Source organism: Sporocytophaga myxococcoides DSM 11118, from assembly GCF_000426725.1.
GTDB lineage: Bacteria > Bacteroidota > Bacteroidia > Cytophagales > Cytophagaceae > Sporocytophaga > Sporocytophaga myxococcoides.
In genome coordinates this window covers 366693-385293 of the sequence record NZ_AUFX01000009.1, presented here as the reverse complement: position 1 = coordinate 385293, position 18601 = coordinate 366693, and the positions used below count along the sequence as shown (strand labels likewise).

Below are 18601 nucleotides of genomic sequence, written 5' to 3'. Positions count from 1 at the left end.
ATCTTTAATTTTTTGCAGTTCACTATATCGTATTCGTATATGTTTTAGTGAAATACCTCCTTTTATTATTATATCAATATCAGAGTTATCTTTCGTAAAAGTTTTTATTTGAATCTTCCCCATTGTTACTATTTCTTCTTAAAAGAACTCAATATTGTTTTCCTGATTACTTTCGAATTGATTATCCTGGTTGTTACGTATTTCTTTTTCAAATATCTTGTTAAAAACGTCTCTCTCGCTTTGCATTGTATAGACATCTCTTAGTTTTAGCAGAACTGCGTTTATGTCCTTTTTTCTTTTATGTTTGTATTCCAATGATAGTTTGGAAATTAAAGTATGCTTTTCAATAATGTCTTTAATCAATGTATCAGTCAATTGATTTTGACTTAGATATTTAGAAATGTTGTACGAATTGTCTACAATTTCCTTGGTTTCTATCTTTTGTATATTCTTCTGCAGGTTTTCAACTATTAATCTATATTCTTCTGACATCACCTTTAGTTGAGCTATATTAAGTGTTATTATTTCTCGAATGACAGTACAGTAGATTATATCTCCATTTTGAATTAGGCTTTGTTTAAGCTCCTTAAGCAACAAGTCGTCAATTGTTTCGATATGCTCAAGTTTTTGTCTCATAGCATCTTGATATTGCAGGTCTTTTATGATGCAGCTTACAATAGTTGGATCAACTGTTATTGTTTTGTTATTGGGTGAATTGTTTTTAAATAAGGATGCTATTAATAGAAAATCTTCAGAAGAACATTTTTGAAGTTTTAATATTTGTATTTTATTTCCTTCAAGTAACTCTATAATAGACTTAATTATATTGTCCTCTTCAAGTTGCAGCATATTTAGTTTTTGTAAGGGGATTGTACTTAGAGGTGATTAATCAGAATAGCTCCACTGCTATACTTTGTATAAAGACAGTAAAGTAGAATTTACTTTCTATAACAGTTTTTGATAAAGTTATTAATACTGGGATTTCACCGGATGTTTTGCTTTTAACTGAGATTTCAGTTCTTATGCTGATAGGCTTTTTCGAATTGCTATTTTCAATATAAAATGCGTAATAATCGCCATTATTCTCATCTAAATAAAGATTGATTAGCTCATTGATGTTTCTTCCTAATACCTCGTTACGTTTATATCCGAAAATTTCTTCCGAAGCCTTATTGAAAAACTCTACTGTTCCTTTTTTGTCAAAGGTTATAACAGCGTCAACACAACCTTCAAGGATTCCTTCATTCTTAAGTTTTTCAATTTCTATTTCCTTGATCTGTTGTTTCATCTCTTCTTTTGCTTCTTCCAGTTTGTCACTTAAGGTACCTTTCACAGCTTCCAGCTCTTTCATGCTTCTAAGGAGTGTTTCCTCTTTTGACATTAATTCTTCTGCTTGCTTAATGAGTTCTCCTTCCTGAAGTTTCATTTCCTGAGTCAGGTGCCTTGATTCTTCAAGTAATTTGAACGTCTGTTCATTTGTTTTAACGGAAGATATTGTTGTTGCAATGCTGGTTGCAATTTTTTCCAAAAACTCTATTTCATATTTTTCCAGTTTTCTGAAAAAGGCAAATTCCATTACACCTAATATATTTGTGTTATTGCATAATGGCATAATCAAAACACTGGAGGGAAGAGCCTCTCCAAGTCCTGATGTTATGCGGATAAAGTTTTCAGGAATGTCAGTTAAATATACATGCTCTCTTTCAATGGCGGCTTGACCAATTAATCCTTCACCTATATCTATATTCCTTTCTTCATGTTTCATTCTATCCCATGCATAGGATGAAATAAGTTTAAGAATCTGTTTTTCTCCTTCTTCTCGTATAAGATAAATAGTGCCTTGATTAGCATTGATATATTTTATTAGAGAAACAAGTAACTTGTCTGACAAAGATTTTTCATTACTTTCATTTCTTAGTATATCAGAAAATTTTGCAAAACCTTCATTAGCCCAATTTCTTCTTTTTTCTTCTGCGTTTACTTTTTGAAGTTTGTCACACATTCCAAGTAAAGCAATTCCTATTTTATCATTCTGACCAAGTTTTTCATAATGCATCTGGTAATTTCCATCTCCGATTCTTTCTGCAAAGGAAGCCAGCTTTGTTTGATTTTCAATAATGATATTTATTGCTATATGAATATCTTTAAACTCATTTAAATCAATTGCTTCAGTTTTGCAAATGTCTCCCTTAGCAAGCGTATCTAGAGTTGCAGAAATTTTTATGATTTCCTTTTTTATTCTGTTGGCAAATGAAATCTGTGAAATATTTGCAATAAATATTATTGAAATTATAAAGAATATAAACAGGATATTTTCTGCTAATTGAATTTGGGAGTTTACTTCTGATAGAAGACTTGTAAGGATTTTAAGTTTTGATTTTAAAACTTCAATTCTTTCATTATCTGCTAAAAGTTCGTTATTGTTTTTAGCAAGTAATAAGGTGTTCTGAATATCCAGATGGAGATTTTTTATTTCAGATATTGTATTGATCAGATTGTCATTTATGAAAAATCGTAAATGATTTATTCCATTTGCTGTCTCTGAAAATTCTTTGGCAGTGTTGCTGAAATAGTTGGTTGGTATATATTTTTGAAGTTCTAGAGTGATTTCTTCTTTTTCAGATGTTATTTGAATTTTATTGCATCTTTCTCTAATCTCTTTGTAATAATCTTGGGTAACGTATAAAATTAAACATGCAGATATATATAGAACTGATATGATTACCTGTCTTTTGCCGAAGCTCATTTGTACTATTCTTGTTTGTTATTTCTTCTAATTTTTAATTTACTTCTACGCTGAAAGAAAATACAGGTTTTATAAATCTATCTTATTTTAAGATGAACTCAGTGTTTATAGGGATAAGTCAGGTAATAAAATATTTAAAAAAAAATATTATTGTGTTGAGGGAGTAAATAAAATAAAATTTAAATTTTCAGATAAATGCAATAATTATGTTTTTCTAAAGTTTATGTATAGCTCTATGTAATTTTATTATCATGGATTCCTTCCAGTTAAAAGGAAGATTATTTACTTACTTTCAATAAAGGAGAGTACTTCATTTTATCAATGTCCAGTCAACAACTCCAACTTTGGAACACCATTTATCATGAGCAGCTTTTAGTTGTTTTACTTTCTCTGGATATTTATCTGATAGATTATTAGTTTCTGACCTGTCCGTTTTTAAATCGTAGAGTTCCCATTCGTTCTGGTCCATCTCGTACACAAGCTTCCAATCTACAACTCTTATAGCTTTGTTTCCTTCATGCTCCCAGTACAAAGTATCGTTTCCTGACGTTGCTCCTTTAAAGATATTAGTCATACTTTTGCCTTCGGGTTGTTTTAAAGGGGTACCATTAAGTGACTGTGGGTATTTTATTTTCGCCAATTCTAAACATGTAGGTAAGATATTAATGATATGACCCGTTGAATGGTTAATCTGCCCTGGTTTAATTACTCCTGGATAATATGCTATAAATGGAGTAGAAATACCTCCTTCATGCATGTTCTTTTTAAACATTGAAAATGGCGTATTACTTGCATTACCCCAGTTTTTTTGATAGCTGTCAATATAGTCACCTGTTCCCGGAGTTCCGTTTCTTTGAATTACAAGATTATCTTTTTGTACTTCATCTCCACTGCCGCCATTATCTGATAAGAAAATGATCAATGTATTCTTATCTTCACCAGTATCCTGGAGCTTTTGTAGGATTTCTCCGATTCCTTTGTCCATCCTATAGATCATGGCAGCATAGATGGACATGCGCAAGTCCCATAAATTTCTATCGTTTTCATTGACATTATCCCATTGAAGAACTTTGTAGTAGCGTGAAGTAAGTTTTATATTCTTGTAGAAGATCTTTTCTTTGATTTGTTTTTTTAATCTATATTCTCTAATAGAATCCCAACCAATCAGGTATTTGCCTCTGAATAATTGGATGTCTTCTTCAGGAGCTTGTATTGGCCAGTGAGGAGCCGTGTATGTGAGATATAAGAAGAAAGGATTTTTGTTATTCTTCTGTTCTTCAATTGCATTTAAAGCAAAGTCTGTAATATTTTGTGTGAGGTAATAGTTGGTATCTCTGTTTATCACCCGACCATTTTGCATAAAGGTGACAGTTCTTCCATCATTATACAACGGTCCATTTTTAAAATAACTGCTTCCGTTATTCAACATACAGAAAGACTTGTCAAAGCCTCTGTTATGTGCAAGGGCAGATGGGGAGGTACCTACATGCCATTTTCCTGAGGTGATAGTATGATAACCTGCCTGTTTCAATAACTGAGCTATTGTAACGCAGCTATCACTTAGAAAACCCTGGTAAGCATAAGACCCTTTATTTTGAAGCATATCACCGATTCCTGCTTGATGAGGATAAAGTCCGGTAAGGATAGATGCTCGAGATGGACAACAACGGCCTGCATTGTAAAAGTTAGTCATGCGTAATCCTTGATTGGCTAGTTTATCCAGATTGGGTGTCGGGATTTCAGAACCATAGCAACCAAGATCAGAAAATCCCATATCGTCCGCCAGAATGATAATTATATTAGGTTTGTCATCTGTCGTGACTTCAGTAATTATTTTTTCTGGGAATTTAACTGCTGTGCAAGACAACAGTAATAATAATGCAACTAATCGAGAACTTGTACTCATAATTAATTATACTTTCAAAAGTCTAAATTTCAAATCTAAATTAATGTGAATACACTGACCATTGATTCAGAAAAATAATTTTTATCATGCCATTGTACTATGTGAATGAGAGAAGGTGAGGTTACTTACGAATACTCAATGATGACATGTTTTAATTAGTTTAATCTAATTCAGATGCCTTTTTATTTTTCCGGAAAATAGATTATATAAAGAGGTTATTGTACTCTAAAAGGAAAATAATTAGTGTTTATTTTTTTATTATTACTACTCTTTTTATACTTTGCTGCACTGTAAACCAGATAGTTAATTTTAATGCCAGTTACTTTAAAATGAAAAATCGATTATTACTAATATTGGTGACCAGCTTCCTACACTTCAAAATAGGTGCTCAGAATGTTTTTAAGTCAGAGTCTGGTGATAATGACAAAGCTTTAGAAAATGCTATTGGTTTGTATAAAGGGGCTATAAAAGAGAATCTTGGACTATACAGTGGTTCTCTTTATGTGGGGCTGACTGTCAAAACCAAAGGTTTTCCTTATTTTAAAAATGAAAAAGTCACTGTTGGCAATATTTTATATGACGATTTATATTATCAGAATGTACTGCTGTTATATGATATATTAAGAGATGAAGTAATTGTAGAAGATTATAGTAAATTAAATTTATTGAAATTATCTGGTGAGAAAATATCTCAGTTCTCATTTCCAGGTCATCTTTTTATAAAATTAACAAAAGATACGTCTGAGCATTCTATTCCCGAAACAGGTTTTTATGAGCTTCTCAATAATGGAAAGACAAAGGTTTATGTGAAGAGGAAAAAAACAATGCAGGAGGTCAATTCTAATGGAATCATAATAAATGAAATTGAAGAAAAAGACTATTATTATATCAACATAGGAAACGAATACTTCCCTGTTAAAAGTAAAGCTTCCCTTTTGAATGTAATGAAAGAGCATAAAAAGGAATTGGCCAGATACATGAAAAGTTTCGATTTTAAATTTTCTGCCAATCGGGAAAAATCTATTCTGTTATTGGTAGAGGAATTTGATAAACTGAAGGCAAAATGAGAAACAAAATAGTTGTCATAGTTTGGTTCCTTAGTGTTTTTATTTCTTTTGACCTCTCCGCCCAGGATGCAAAGAAGGACACAATATCAGGAGATTTTATAAATATAACCTTTAATGAATTTGTAAGAAGGGTTGAGTCAAATACATCATTCAAATTTTATTATTCTTCTGAAGCAGGTGATAGTATAAATGTTAATATAGAAGTTTCGGATAAGCATATTAATGATGTGCTTGCTTTAATCTTTGTCAATACAAAATACTTTTTTGCAGTAGACCACAGACGTAATATATTTATCAGTGAAGGGGCTCCTGTCGAAACATTTATATCTGGAGGTATTATTGAGAGGAATGATGGGGAAAGCAGACCAAATGAAATAATAGAAAGAGCTCAGAAAATTTCCGGTCTGATTGAAAATAAATTTTTAGAGATTGGAAGAAAAGGAGATAGCCAATCCGGAAAGGTAACTCTTTATGGAAAGATTTATGATGGACAAACAGGCAATGCTTTAGGTGGGGTAACATTATCAGTAGATGGAAGAAATGAAGGTGCCGTGAGTGATCAATCAGGAGTCTACTCTATTACTCTTCCTCAAGGTACATATACGATCAGGATCAGAAGCCTCGGGATGAAGGAAACAAGGAGAAATGTGGTTTTATATTCTGATGGCGCCTTAGATATCGGAATGGAACAAGAACTGAATTATGTCGATGAAATCGTGGTAACAGGTAAAGAGAATACTGTGAAGAGCTTAGAGATGGGGCAGGAGAAGGTGAGTATAAAAACGATTAAACAAACTCCGACAGTTTTTGGTGAAGCGGATGTCCTGAGGGTGATAATGACGCTGCCAGGTGTTAAGACTTCAGGAGAGGCTAGTACTGGATTTAATGTCAGGGGAGGATCTGCTGATCAAAACCTTATTCTATACAATGATGCAATCATTTATAATCCATCTCATTTGTTTGGATTTTTCTCGGCATTTAATCCAGATGTGGTAAAAAATGTGGAGTTATACAAAAGTAGTATTCCTGCTAAGTTTGGAGGAAGGCTCTCTTCTGTTCTTGATGTTGCGACAAGAACAGGGAATATGAATAAGTTTGCGGGAAACGGTGGGCTTGGTATACTGACCGGAAGACTTACTATTGAAGGCCCCATTATTAAAAACAAGACATCATTTATTCTGGGTGGGAGATCTACTTATTCCAACTGGTTGCTGAGTCAGTTAAGAAACTCAACTTATTCTGGTAGCAAAGCTTCTTTTTATGATCTTAATCTTGTTGTAAGTCATATATTAAGTAGTAAAAGTGAATTATATCTTACAGGCTACGTCAGCCAGGATAAGTTTAATTTAAAAAAGACTACTCTGTTTGATTACAATAATAATAGTATTGTTTTGAAATGGAGGTATAACTATAGTGATAAATTATCCACAGAGCTTACAGGGAGCACCAGTGGATATCAATATGGCATAACTAATACGGAGACTTCACTGAATGCTTATAAGCTTTCTTTCGGCATAAATCAAATGCAGCTAAAGGGAGATGTGAAATATGCAATAAGTCCAAAACACAATTTAACCTTTGGACTTTCTTCTCTTCATTATAATATTCAGCCAGGAAAGATTTCCCCTGAAGGGCAGGAGTCTCTGGTTGCTCAGGATAAAATTCAAAATGAGCAGGCACTTGAAAGTGCCATATATCTCGGAGATCAGTACCAGATGAGCGCACGTCTTGGCTTTGATTTTGGTGTAAGATTTTCTCTGTTCAATTATTTAGGTCCAAAAGATATTCATGTATATCAGGACAGACTTCCAAGATCCGTGTATAGCATGTCAGATACAATTTCATATCAGGGAGGAAAAAATATAAAAACATATCTCGGACCTGAGTTCAGGCTTTCCGGAAGGTACATGATTACCGATAACGTTTCTGTAAAGATTGGTTATAATACATTGCGTCAATATATACACATGCTTTCCAATACAGCAACTATATCACCTACCGATATCTGGAAACTTTCTGATCCGAATATTAAACCTACTACAGGAGATCAGATTTCACTTGGTCTGTATAAGAATATCAGAAAGAATACAATAGAGGCGTCAGTCGAACTATATCGTAAACGTATGAAAAATTACCTGGATTATAGAGCTGGAGCGAAATTGATCCAAAATCATCACGTTGAAACAGAGGTTGTAAGTACTGAAGGAAATTCATATGGAGCAGAGTTTCTTGTTAAAAAGAATAATGGGAAATTAAACGGGTGGGTGAGTTATACTTATAGCAGAATATTCCTTCGCATGAATGATCCGTCACAAGGTGAATTAGTGAATAATGGGAAATGGTATCCCGCTAATTTTGATAAACCTCATGACTTTACATTCGTTGGAAATTACAAATTCTCCAGAAGATTTTCTACTTCATTGAATTGTACATATAGTACAGGCAGACCTGTTACGCTTCCTATCGCGACGTACAATATGGCAGGAGGACAAAGGATCGTTTATGGAGATAGAAATCAGTACAGAATTCCTGATTACTTCAGAATAGATCTTTCTTTGAATATTGAAGGAAATCACAAAATAAAGAAGCTTTCTCATAGCTCATGGACCATAGCTGTCTATAATTTGACAGGAAGGAAAAACGTATACTCGGTTTATTTTACTAATGATCAGGGTAAGATACAAGGCTATAAGCTTTCTATTTTTGGTCAGCCAATTCCTACAATTACTTACAATTTCAGATTTTAATTATCATGCAAGGTTTGAAAATATTTAATTCCATAATTGCTGCTTTGATTTTGTCTTTTGCCTTTTCAGGATGTGAGGAACCTTATAGTCCTCCTGCGATCAATGCATCTAATAACTATTTAGTAGTGGAAGGAACTATTTGTTCTGGTACTACTACGTTCAGACTTACAAGATCAAGTAACCTGTCAAAGCCGAACAAGAATAATTTTGTGTCTGATGCCAAAGTGCATATTGAATCTACTTCGAATGAAACATATAATTTGTCTAATAAGGACAGTGGATATTATGAGTTAAAAGGATTGGTGTTAAACCAGAATCAGAAATACAGACTTAAGATTGAAGCTGATGGAAAAGAATATGTTTCAGAGTATGCGGAAGTTAAAAGTGCCCCTGCAATAGGCGATATAACATGGGAAAGCCAGCCTGATGGAGTACAGTTGTTTGTCAATACTTCAGACCCTTCCGGCAAGGCCCGTTTCTATAGATGGGAATATGAAGAAACGTGGCAGTTTCATTCTGCCCTTATGTCAACATTGATATTCAAAGATTCTACTAAATATTTCAGAACACCAGAAGAAGATATATATGAATGTTTTGCCTCTGCAAGATCAAATGGTATCTATTTAGGTACTCCTCTTAGCCCAAAGTCAACAGAAATAATTCATCAGCCATTGATCAAACTTACATTAAAAAGCACCAGACTACAGATGTTGTATAGCATTCTTGTGAAGCAAAATGTCATTGATGAAAAGGAGTTTGAGTACTGGCAAAACCTTAAAAAGATGACTGAATCTGTTGGAACTATTTTTGATCCTCAACCTGCTCAGTATAGAGGGAATATCAAATGCACCAGCAATGATAGTGAGCTTGTATTAGGATACGTCAGCGCCAGTAATAGTTCAGAGAAAAGAATTTTTATAGATCGGGCAAATTTGCCTTCAAATTACATCCTTGAAACTGAATACGATGGATGCAATGTGTATGAAGAGGATTCAAGGACGATATACGGATATAAGTCAGGAACCTATGTTCCAATAAATTCTGTAACGAATATGGAGACAGGTAAAGTGACTTATTATTACGGATTCGTTACTTGTATTGATTGCAGGAGAAATGGTACCCAAACGAAACCTGATTATTGGCCTCTATAATCTGACTATAATATTTTAGACTTCATGAAACAGTTACTGAAATACAGAATCCTATTAGGTGCTTTAATATTTTTGCTTTTGCAGATTAAGCATGAGGGCTTAGCTCAATCAGATACTTTAAAAAGCATTGTTAATGGTTTAAAGACATACAGCGAAAATCATTTTCAGGAAAAGATTTTTGTACATATAGACCGCGGAGTTTATATGACAGGTGAAACATTATGGTTTAAGCTATACCTGGTAAATGCAATGAATCTTAGACCTGCAGATTTAAGCAAGGTTGCTTATATTGAAATTCTGGATGAAAACCACAGACCTGTTAGTCAAAAAAAAGTGAATCTTAAGGGTGGAGAAGGGGCAGGAGCAATTGATCTCACGAATGGATTAAATTCCGGAAATTACATCATTCGTGCTTACACCAATTGGATGAGAAACTATAGTCCAGAGTTTTTCTTTCACCAATCTATTAAGGTAATTAATGTATCTAAAAAGTCTGTATCCAATGTGTCAGCAAGCATGCCCGAATATGACATGGGGTTCTTTCCGGAAGGAGGATATCTAGTCGCTGGAATCCCAACAAAATTAGCATTTAAAGTCGCAGACAAGCAAGGCAAGGGTGTTGATTTTAAAGGATATATTTTGAATGGAAATAATGATACCATTCAAAGATTTAGTCCTTTAAAATTCGGAATGGGTAGTATTTATTTTACTCCCGAAGATTCTGTTAAATACAAGGCCTTAATTACCTCACAGGATCAAAAAAAATATTGGGTGGAGTTTCCAAAGGTCTTGTCAAGCGGTTATGGGATGAGGTTAACTGAAGAGGTTGATCAGAAAATAAAAGTAGATGTTTCAGTAAGATCAGAGAACAATCAGAATAGCTACGAACCTGCTTTTTTGATCGTCCATAAGCAAGGATCTTTACAGGTTGCAGAATTGAGCTTGTTTCAACATGGAAGAGCATCCTTTATTATTGATAAGTCCAGATTAGCTGAGGGGATTAACAGTTTCACAGTTTTTAATAAATCAAAAAAAGCTGTTTGTGAGCGCTTGTTTTTTAATTATCCAGTGAATAATACACTGCAGTTAGAAGCTCAGGCAGAAAAGGAATTTTATTCATCAAGGGAAAAAGTAGAGCTAAGTTTTTCAGGAACAAACCTTTCTGATAATGAAACTGCAGGTTTTTCTGTTTCTGTCTTTCTGAAAGACACCCTTGAAGACAATGGACAATCTGATATTTTTTCTCATTTATGGCTCGCTTCGGATTTGAAGGGTTATGTAGAATCACCCGAATACTATTTTCAACAATCAAACAAAGGAACTTCAGAGGCTTTGGATAATCTGTTACTTACACAAGGGTGGAGAAAGTTTGATTGGAAGGATGTTTTTAGTGCTGAGAATGCTCAGTTAAGTTTTATACCAGAATATGAAGGTCATATCATCAGAGGTCGGATGACGGATCTGAACAACAAAGAATCGCTTAAGAATACAACCATATATTTATCTTGCCCGGGAAAGTCTAAAATGTTTTGTTTGACAAGAAGTAATTTAAATGGGGATTTTATTTTGCCTTTGAAAGATTTATACGGGTTGAATAATCTGGTTTTTCAGACTGACCCTCAAAGTTTGGCTCCATCAATAGAAGTTTATAATTGCTTTTCGGAAGAAATTTCAGGACACTCATCAGCGCCTTTGATATTGTCTGCAGCTCATCGAGAAAGTCTGCTTGATAGAAGAGTTAATTCCAGCGTTATGAAGGTTTTTAATAAAAAAAATGATTTAAAAGATTCCTTTAGTTCTGAGAAGCCATTCTATGGAGCAGCGGATAAAATTTATTTACTTGATGAATACACCAGATTTCCTAAAATGGAAGATGTAATCAGAGAGTATGTTCCTGAAGTTTTCCTGAGGAAAAAGAAAGACGGGTTTCATTTCTTGGTAAGCAATAATCTTTCTAAAAAAGTTTTCGAAGATGCCCCTTTGACACTTATTGATGGTGTTCCGGTATTTAACATTGAGAAGGTCCTGGCATTTGACCCTAAAAAAATGGAAAGGTTAGAGGTAGTAGCAAGAAGATATTTTCATGGAGCATTAAATACTCCGGGTATCATAAGTTATTCCACCTATAAAGGGGACCTCGGAGGTTTTGAACTTGATCCTAAGTCTTTGGTAGTAGAATATGAAGGGCTTCAAATGAAAAGAGAATTTTATTCACCTGTTTACAACAATTCAGAAGCCGTGAATGACAGGATTCCTGATTTTAGAAATCAATTGTTCTGGTCTTCAGATTTAAAGCTGAATGGTGATCAAAAAACTTCGATTTATTTTTATACTTCAGATCAAAAGGGGACTTATACTATACAGATAAATGGATTGTCTATAAATGGTAAGGCTGGATCCAAAAGGCTTACTATTGGGGTGAAATCAAAGTAAATGGAATGATTTAATTATGCGATATTAATCGATTGATTGTTTTAATCCTGAGATCTAGATATTTCATTTTCAAAAAAGAGAAACTCCACTCTTCTGTTTTTCTTTTGACTTTCTTCATCATCGCCTATTGTTAAAGGTTTTGTTTTACCTAAACCATGGCATTGAATCCGTTTAGGAGTAATGCCTTTTGATGTTAGGTATTTTTTGACAGCAAGAGCCCTCTTAGCAGATAAATCAAGATTGTACTGCATAGAACCATTGCTGTCTGTATATCCATTAATAATTAATATCCAGTCAGGGTACTTCTCCAATGTATAAACAACCAGATCCAGATCTTTATAAGAAGAGGGCAGAAGTACATCACTATCATAATCAAACTGAACATTATCCAGGTCATAGGCTCCTGGACTCGTTATCAATTTTTTGTCAGAGCTTAGCTGTTCAGTTTCTTCCTCTTGGGTTCTTATATTCTTGAGACTTAAATTTACCTCGTCCAAATAGTAATAGGCTGAGGTTTTCAACAAAGGCTCTAGCCTACTTATATTAGCTAAGCTAAATGACTTAGTTTTTTTGTTGTCGCTGAAATTTCCTATTGTCAAATACGTTTCACCACCTTTAGCGATGTATTCTGTTTGAAGCAATTCCCATGATCCTGATTGCGGATCAAAAGCTTTGTCCTTTATTTTCTCATAAGTCACATCCGGAATGTTGTGTGTGTATTTATATAGTGTATTAGTATCCTGAAGAGAAAACCCTATTCTGTCTATACTGAATTGGGAGTATGTGGACATTTTGTACCAAAAAGAAACTATGTAGGTTTCGCCTTTTTGCAATGGTTGTGTTAACCGAACCTGAAGGTATTCACGGAATCCTATCCCTTCTTCCCATAATATAAATCCTGCGAAACCATCGCCTTGATATGGCTCTGTTACACCGGCAATATTGTGAGTGCCCATTTCACCTTTGCTACATCTGTTGTACAGGTCAGGCGTACCCCCGCTGGGGGAATTCCAGTGTGGTGCAATTTTCTTATTTGCAAAGTTACTATTGAAAGTATAGGGGCATTTGAAAAACTCTTCAAATCCTGGGTTGGGCACTAGATTCTGACTCGTTCCGTATCTGGCTAATGATAAAAGTACCAGAGAAAAATATAAACACTTCATTGATGATTGGATTATTGTACTACAATATAGATAAAAAAGATGAGGGTAGTTTTATACGAGGAGGAATATTGTGTTGCCGTAAATGAGGTGGTTTAGATATTTTATTATTTAAAATATTTGTGGGCGCAAGAACTACAGATAAATCAAAGTTTATTAGTTGCATTTAATATTTTAAGTGTATGGAGGAAAGCCATTATAATAATTTATTATAAGTAATGAAAAGTGCCTCTGAATGCTTTATAAAGAGGCACTTTGAATTTAACTGGTTACAAATAAAGTTATACTATTTTCCTCCAAAAGTATACCCAATATTTATATTAGCTAGCCAGCCTAGTTTATATGGTTCTATTGTTTCTCTTTCTCCTGTGTGTTTATTTTCATATTGATAGTTATCTGCGAGGGATGATCCAACAGTTGGCCAGAATCGGATAACGGGTTCAATGCAAATACCATCAAGCCAGTTGTCTTTTTTTCTGAAGGGATACCAGGAATAAAATGCTCCTAGTCCGACGGTGTACGTTGTATAGGAAACAATAGAGATGTTAGTGTTTTCATACATTAACTTATTGCGGTGAGCTTTAAATTCTGCTCTGACGTTAAAGAATGGAGTGATTCTGTATCCTAAACTTGGACCGGTAGTCCAAGGCATTTTAACATCCAGCCTTTGTGTATTATATCCTTCATTATTTTTAAAATGATGGCCAGAGTTAAAATCCAGGGAGTTGCCATGGCTCCAGTCAATCACCCATCTCTGAGTAGTATATGTCAATACTATGTTTTGGCCGTTTAATAGAATGTCTTGCAATAAACCGGTTTGAATGCTGAGTCTATTTGAATAAGGAAATTGTTTTCTTTCTGTTTTGTTCTGAGCCTTTAATATCAGGGAATGGAAGAGTATAAGGCTGATAACGATCAATAACTTTTTCATTTTTTTTATAGGTTTAGATTGAATGTTACAAAAGTGAGCGGATGGAACTCGTAAAACATTCACCTATGTTAAGAAATCAGTAGTTGCCTAATTTTTTTCTGATTCTGCTGAGAGATTGAGGTTGTATTCCGATATAGGAAGCAATGTAATGCTGTGGTATGCGCTCAATTACCTTTGGTCTTTCACGAATCAGATTTATATATCTTTCTTCTGCGTTCTGGTTGGTTAGCATTTCAGTTCTTTGCTTAATTCCGATAAAGGCACGTTCGGCCATTAGTCTTCCAAATCTTTCAAACTTGGGATTGAGAATATATAATTTCTCTAGGGAATCTTTTGAGATAGTTATTATTTGTGTTGATTCCAATGCTTCTATGTTTTGCCGTGACGGTTTTCCTGTTAGAAAGCTTTCTAAGTCAGTATACCAATTGTTTTCAAAGAAAAACTGACCTGTATGTTCTTGTCCATCTACTAAATAAAAGTATCTAAGACAGCCTTTGGAAACAAAATAAATATGTTTACAGATATCCCCTTCGCTTAGAAGAAATTCTTTTCGCTTTAGTTTAATTATCTGGGTGTAAGAATAAAACTGTTCGTATTCTTCCTCAGATAGGCTTACTGTTTTATTGATGTTTTGAAAGAGCTGTGTTGTCATGAAAGTAAATTATAAAAAAAATCTGTTAAATAATTTAGGGCTACTCACCGGAATAGGACTGTAACTTTTTTATGATATTTTAGTTATATGGCTATTTTTTTGAAGCAAAGTCTTTCCTTGTTCTTCAATACTATTAATCAAATCATCGAAGTTATTCCACTTTTGTTTTCTAATTTCTGCAAAAATGACCCATCTGAACCTAACAATCAACCTTGGTAAAGAATAGTATATTTTGAGTACAGACTTTTCATTGTTAATACCTTCGTGGATATAACCATTTCTAATTTCATATGCTTCTGTCAATATTGAATAATAGTATTTTTGCAATGAATCATAGTCGATTTCTTTTCTTTTATTCTTCCAATCAGATAATAGATGTTTAATGAAAGGATGTGAAATGACAGTTGATAGTTTTGTTAAATTGATATTTTTATATTGAGAATAATATTTCTTTTGTTCTTCTGTAATACCAAGGCTTTCATGATTATTTGAAAATATATCAAAAACATAATAGTATAGATGCTCTTTCAAATGTCTTTCATGTAGAGAAATATAATTTAGTAATATAGCATGAGAGAGTACGCTTTTAATCCTTTTCTTATCATCTTCAGATTTAGGAATTAGAACTTCTAAATAATGCCAATAGTCAGAAGTTTTACCGGACTCATTTGCTGCGACAAATAGAGATTCGCATTTTAAAAATCTTTCAACGCACTCACCTTGATACTTCCTTAAAAACTTAAATGGATTATCGTTGATGATCCTTATTTTTTCTTTATCTATGAATACCCCCTTCGTTTTACTGCCAAAAGATCCTCCAAAATTTTTAAAGTTTCGAGTTGCTAAATATGAATAGGGATCAAGGGTTAAATTACTTTCAGTAGCAGATCGCAAAAACTTCATTTCTTCTCTGATAATATTTAAGGCATCTTTCCTTCCTAATTCGGAGATAGTAAATTGAACTTTGACATATGCAATTATAAAGTCCTTAGGTGAAAAGAAACTATTGGCGAATAAATTGGTACGAGAGGCATTTTTAAAATTATCAAACCTGGTATCATTGGAACTTACAAATGTTACATGGTTGTATTTAAACTTAAATGTGTCTTCTGTTTTTAACCCAAAAATTCTAAAGAGAAAGGTGTTCTTTTCTCTATCATGATCAAGTAAATTGTAGATACCCTCAAATTGTTCTTTTAAGGATCTATTAGCCATGAATTTGGCTTTATCTCTATTACTTTTAATGTGTTTAGGAAAGGGAAATTCCTTAATATCCTTTGTTATTATTTTTTCAAAAGTCTTGCCTAAATCTTTTCTATTACGTCCTGAGAAGAATAATTCTGAAACTATTATTTGGGTATGAGTTCTGAAATCTTGAATGTGAAAGTCTATATCATGTGGGCATGTTAAATAACTTATAGCAGCATCTAGTGACTTTTTAAACATGTTTTCACTCAATTGTCTCTGTAAGGATTTTGCATTAGATAAGAAGGTCGTCTTGTTTTGCTGGAGCCATACAAGTTTCTTTTTGATAGGTTGAGATTGGAAGGCATTTATCAATGCAAGAACATTAGGATAATGACTATACTCCGACATCAACTTTGTGTTAAGCAAAAAAGGATTTGAGAAATAGTTTTCAAGGTATTGAACGGAGTTAGTAAGATTTGTTTCAAGTTGAAAGATTACCTTCTCAATTATGGAAAGAGGATTATCTAATGATAAACCTTCTTCTTCGCCCATATATTCCACCATATAAGAAAAGTAATCGGCAAAGAAGTTAACCTTTTTTTGAACCAGGGGGGCGGTGTTTACTATTCCATGAAGTCGAGCCATAAAAAATTAATACTAAGATAATTTAATTTCTTTAACTCTCTGCTTTAGAGAAATTTCCAAACTTATCGAACCTCTATTTTTCCCTATTTAAATTTTTGAGTTTTCCACGTATCTGCCAATTGATTTCTCATTCTTGAAACCAATACAGCACTGGGCAAAGAAGCACCTGTTTTCATACTTTCAATTTGATCAAGGTATTTTTGCAAAGATGAGTTCTTAGGGGAATATTTTTCAATTAAATATCCTAGCCTATTAATAACCCATGAAGATAAAACTACATTCAAAGGATTTGTAACTAAATCAATAATAAAACCTGATATATCCCATTCATTTAAACTTTTTTTGCTATCCTCATAACTCTTAATTAAAAAATTAAACCCAGAAATTGATGATTCAACTTCATCAATACTTTTTTTATGATAGACTAATCCATGTATAAATTCTCTAAATAAATTAATATCAGGACTATTAAATGACGAAACAAAATCAACAATTGGGATTTCGCTATCAACACTTAAAATTTTACTTACTGCGAAGTTTGAGTAATCAAAATTCTTAGGTACCCAATTTGTATCCGGCATACCGGTGTATATATTGGCAACAAGTTTGTATGCAGGCTCAAGTGAAACTTTGGAATGATTATTAGGGATTAAATGACAATCTAATGCACCACACCATTCAACCATTTGAGTAATTAAATCAAGAGAAATGGTTTGCATATCGTCAAGCCTAATTGTTTTTGAAATACTTCTACTTAAACCAAAGTGACGTATACCTAATGCACCATCCGAACCTATTATTTCAGGATACATATACCACCGTTGTGAGATATCAAACAATAAAAAGTCAACTAATTTTAATTCAACTTTAGATGCTTTATTCACTATGCTTTTTAAGTCACGAATCGCCAATTGTCTTTCCTGAATTGACATATTAGGAAAAAAAAGTGGATTTCTCATTCTTAAATCAGAAACGGAAATTGCAGCAAGTCTTCTTGAGAGCAGAGTGGTGTTATTAATTTCAGATAATCCTTCAAGTAAGAAGTTTGGATAGCGTTTTAAATTTTGTGGAAAAATAAATTTTAATTTACTTAAATTAGATAACTCTAATAACTCAGGATTGGATACGTTAAAACTTTTTAAGAAAGAATCATAAGAATCGGCGATCGGTGCAACAACATATACTTGGTCATATAAAGTTAATAAGTTAATAAGTTTACAGGGTGGCGGTGAAACCGTGCAGTCAATAAAACATTTTGATTTTTTATTATTCCATTGATTTGGTGTGAATATAGTTTTATCTACCGATTCCGAGAATAATTTCTCTCTATTCTCCATCCAAAAATCTTCATCTTCTTCCCATATGCTTTTTACTCTTTCAGAAAAGCCATTTGAATTAAACCTACTTAAAATTAACCCACCCAAGAATGGTTCCCCCGGATCTTCTTCTTTAATGCTATCTAAACTATCTACTTTACTGATAGTAATTCTAATAAATATTCGATTGGAAACATCTTGAAGTTTAGCAATTTCTTCCTCATTGATTGAGGAAGTAATAAATAGTTTAACTTCAAGATGATTATGTATTAATTTATAATTCTTGATTATACTTTTAACTTCTAAATGTATCTCGTTCAATAAATCATATTTAGTTCGATTCGCCCCTGTAAGAGTATTTATTTCGGTAAGATTACGTTCTTTAATTTGAACTACGCCTTCAGGTTTGAAATTTCTAACTGATATATGAGATCCAATTTGACGATGATCGTCAATATATTCGTTAAGTTTTTGTAGTTCAAGATCATCTTTAATTTGAGGACAGTAAATGTAATAGGAGTCGCCCTCAGAATATAAGCATTCACAATCGATATCAGGATTATTAATTCTAAACATATCATAAGCAGTTCTTTCACCATAGTCAATGTATTTTGGAGAAATTTTGATATCACTCATGCTGTTATATTCTTGTGTCATTA

The 18601-nt window shown here is 33.2% G+C and carries 12 protein-coding genes; 4 read left to right on the top strand and 8 right to left on the bottom strand.

Features of this window, described 5'->3' with window-relative positions; all coding sequences use genetic code 11:
• Positions 1 to 138: 138 nt before the first annotated feature.
• The 3 genes from K350_RS0112380 to K350_RS0112370 form a co-directional block, all read right to left on the bottom strand.
• A complete protein-coding gene (locus K350_RS0112380; protein ID WP_028980179.1) occupies positions 139 to 849 on the bottom strand; it encodes a hypothetical protein in 711 nt (236 codons plus the stop codon).
• Between the two features lie 40 nt (positions 850 to 889).
• On the bottom strand, positions 890 to 2746 hold the full coding sequence (locus K350_RS31150; RefSeq protein ID WP_051313095.1) for a GAF domain-containing protein: 1857 nt from the start codon (positions 2744 to 2746) through the stop codon (positions 890 to 892).
• Positions 2747 to 3056: 310 nt separating this feature from the next.
• Positions 3057 to 4652 carry an arylsulfatase gene (locus tag K350_RS0112370; RefSeq protein ID WP_051313094.1) on the bottom strand — a complete coding sequence of 532 codons (1596 nt, stop codon included), beginning with the start codon at positions 4650 to 4652 and terminating at the stop codon, positions 3057 to 3059.
• 329 nt (positions 4653 to 4981) lie between these two features.
• On the opposite strand from K350_RS0112370, the gene K350_RS0112365 reads away from it, so the two are divergent.
• From K350_RS0112365 to K350_RS28580, 4 genes are read left to right on the top strand one after another with little or no spacing between them, the layout of a single operon-like run.
• Positions 4982 to 5719, top strand: coding sequence for a hypothetical protein (locus tag K350_RS0112365; RefSeq protein WP_028980177.1), 738 nt, complete (start codon positions 4982 to 4984; stop codon positions 5717 to 5719).
• The gene (locus K350_RS0112360) at positions 5716 to 8466 is read left to right on the top strand and encodes a TonB-dependent receptor (protein ID WP_028980176.1); all 2751 of its coding nucleotides are present in this window, start codon (positions 5716 to 5718) and stop codon (positions 8464 to 8466) included. Before K350_RS0112365 ends, K350_RS0112360 begins: the two co-directional genes overlap by 4 nt.
• A gap of 5 nt (positions 8467 to 8471) precedes the next feature.
• Complete coding sequence (locus K350_RS0112355) at positions 8472 to 9617, top strand: DUF4249 domain-containing protein (RefSeq protein ID WP_051313093.1); 1146 nt, start codon at positions 8472 to 8474, stop codon at positions 9615 to 9617.
• A gap of 24 nt (positions 9618 to 9641) precedes the next feature.
• Positions 9642 to 12050, top strand: coding sequence for a hypothetical protein (locus K350_RS28580; protein ID WP_037575316.1), 2409 nt, complete (start codon positions 9642 to 9644; stop codon positions 12048 to 12050).
• A 41-nt stretch (positions 12051 to 12091) separates the two neighbouring features.
• Here the strand turns inward: K350_RS28580 and K350_RS31145 are convergent, their stop codons facing one another.
• From K350_RS31145 to K350_RS0112325, 5 genes are all read right to left on the bottom strand, one after another.
• Complete coding sequence (locus K350_RS31145) at positions 12092 to 13213, bottom strand: OmpA family protein (protein ID WP_051313092.1); 1122 nt, start codon at positions 13211 to 13213, stop codon at positions 12092 to 12094.
• A gap of 283 nt (positions 13214 to 13496) precedes the next feature.
• The gene (locus K350_RS0112340) at positions 13497 to 14141 is read right to left on the bottom strand and encodes a hypothetical protein (protein ID WP_028980174.1); all 645 of its coding nucleotides are present in this window, start codon (positions 14139 to 14141) and stop codon (positions 13497 to 13499) included.
• Positions 14142 to 14217: 76 nt separating this feature from the next.
• Positions 14218 to 14793: a Crp/Fnr family transcriptional regulator gene (locus K350_RS0112335; RefSeq protein WP_028980173.1), complete on the bottom strand. Its 576-nt coding sequence runs from the start codon at positions 14791 to 14793 to the stop codon at positions 14218 to 14220.
• 69 nt (positions 14794 to 14862) lie between these two features.
• Positions 14863 to 16626: a hypothetical protein gene (locus tag K350_RS0112330; RefSeq protein ID WP_028980172.1), complete on the bottom strand. Its 1764-nt coding sequence runs from the start codon at positions 16624 to 16626 to the stop codon at positions 14863 to 14865.
• Positions 16627 to 16709: 83 nt separating this feature from the next.
• On the bottom strand, positions 16710 to 18599 hold the full coding sequence (locus K350_RS0112325) for a hypothetical protein (protein ID WP_028980171.1): 1890 nt from the start codon (positions 18597 to 18599) through the stop codon (positions 16710 to 16712).
• Between the last annotated feature and the right edge of the window lie 2 nt (positions 18600 to 18601).

Bases quoted from the DNA above. Each gene is read 5' to 3' on its own strand.
- K350_RS0112370 (WP_051313094.1), bottom strand. From the start codon at position 4,652: ATGAGTACAAGTTCTCGATTAGTTGCATTATTATTACTGTTGTCTTGC.
- K350_RS28580 (WP_037575316.1), top strand. From the start codon at position 9,642: ATGAAACAGTTACTGAAATACAGAATCCTATTAGGTGCTTTAATATTT.
- K350_RS0112380 (WP_028980179.1), bottom strand. From the start codon at position 849: ATGCTGCAACTTGAAGAGGACAATATAATTAAGTCTATTATAGAGTTA.
- K350_RS0112325 (WP_028980171.1), bottom strand. From the start codon at position 18,599: ATGACACAAGAATATAACAGCATGAGTGATATCAAAATTTCTCCAAAA.
- K350_RS0112360 (WP_028980176.1), top strand. From the start codon at position 5,716: ATGAGAAACAAAATAGTTGTCATAGTTTGGTTCCTTAGTGTTTTTATT.
- K350_RS31150 (WP_051313095.1), bottom strand. From the start codon at position 2,746: ATGAGCTTCGGCAAAAGACAGGTAATCATATCAGTTCTATATATATCT.
- K350_RS0112355 (WP_051313093.1), top strand. From the start codon at position 8,472: ATGCAAGGTTTGAAAATATTTAATTCCATAATTGCTGCTTTGATTTTG.
- K350_RS0112365 (WP_028980177.1), top strand. From the start codon at position 4,982: ATGAAAAATCGATTATTACTAATATTGGTGACCAGCTTCCTACACTTC.
- K350_RS31145 (WP_051313092.1), bottom strand. From the start codon at position 13,213: ATGAAGTGTTTATATTTTTCTCTGGTACTTTTATCATTAGCCAGATAC.
- K350_RS0112340 (WP_028980174.1), bottom strand. From the start codon at position 14,141: ATGAAAAAGTTATTGATCGTTATCAGCCTTATACTCTTCCATTCCCTG.
- K350_RS0112335 (WP_028980173.1), bottom strand. From the start codon at position 14,793: ATGACAACACAGCTCTTTCAAAACATCAATAAAACAGTAAGCCTATCT.
- K350_RS0112330 (WP_028980172.1), bottom strand. From the start codon at position 16,626: ATGGCTCGACTTCATGGAATAGTAAACACCGCCCCCCTGGTTCAAAAA.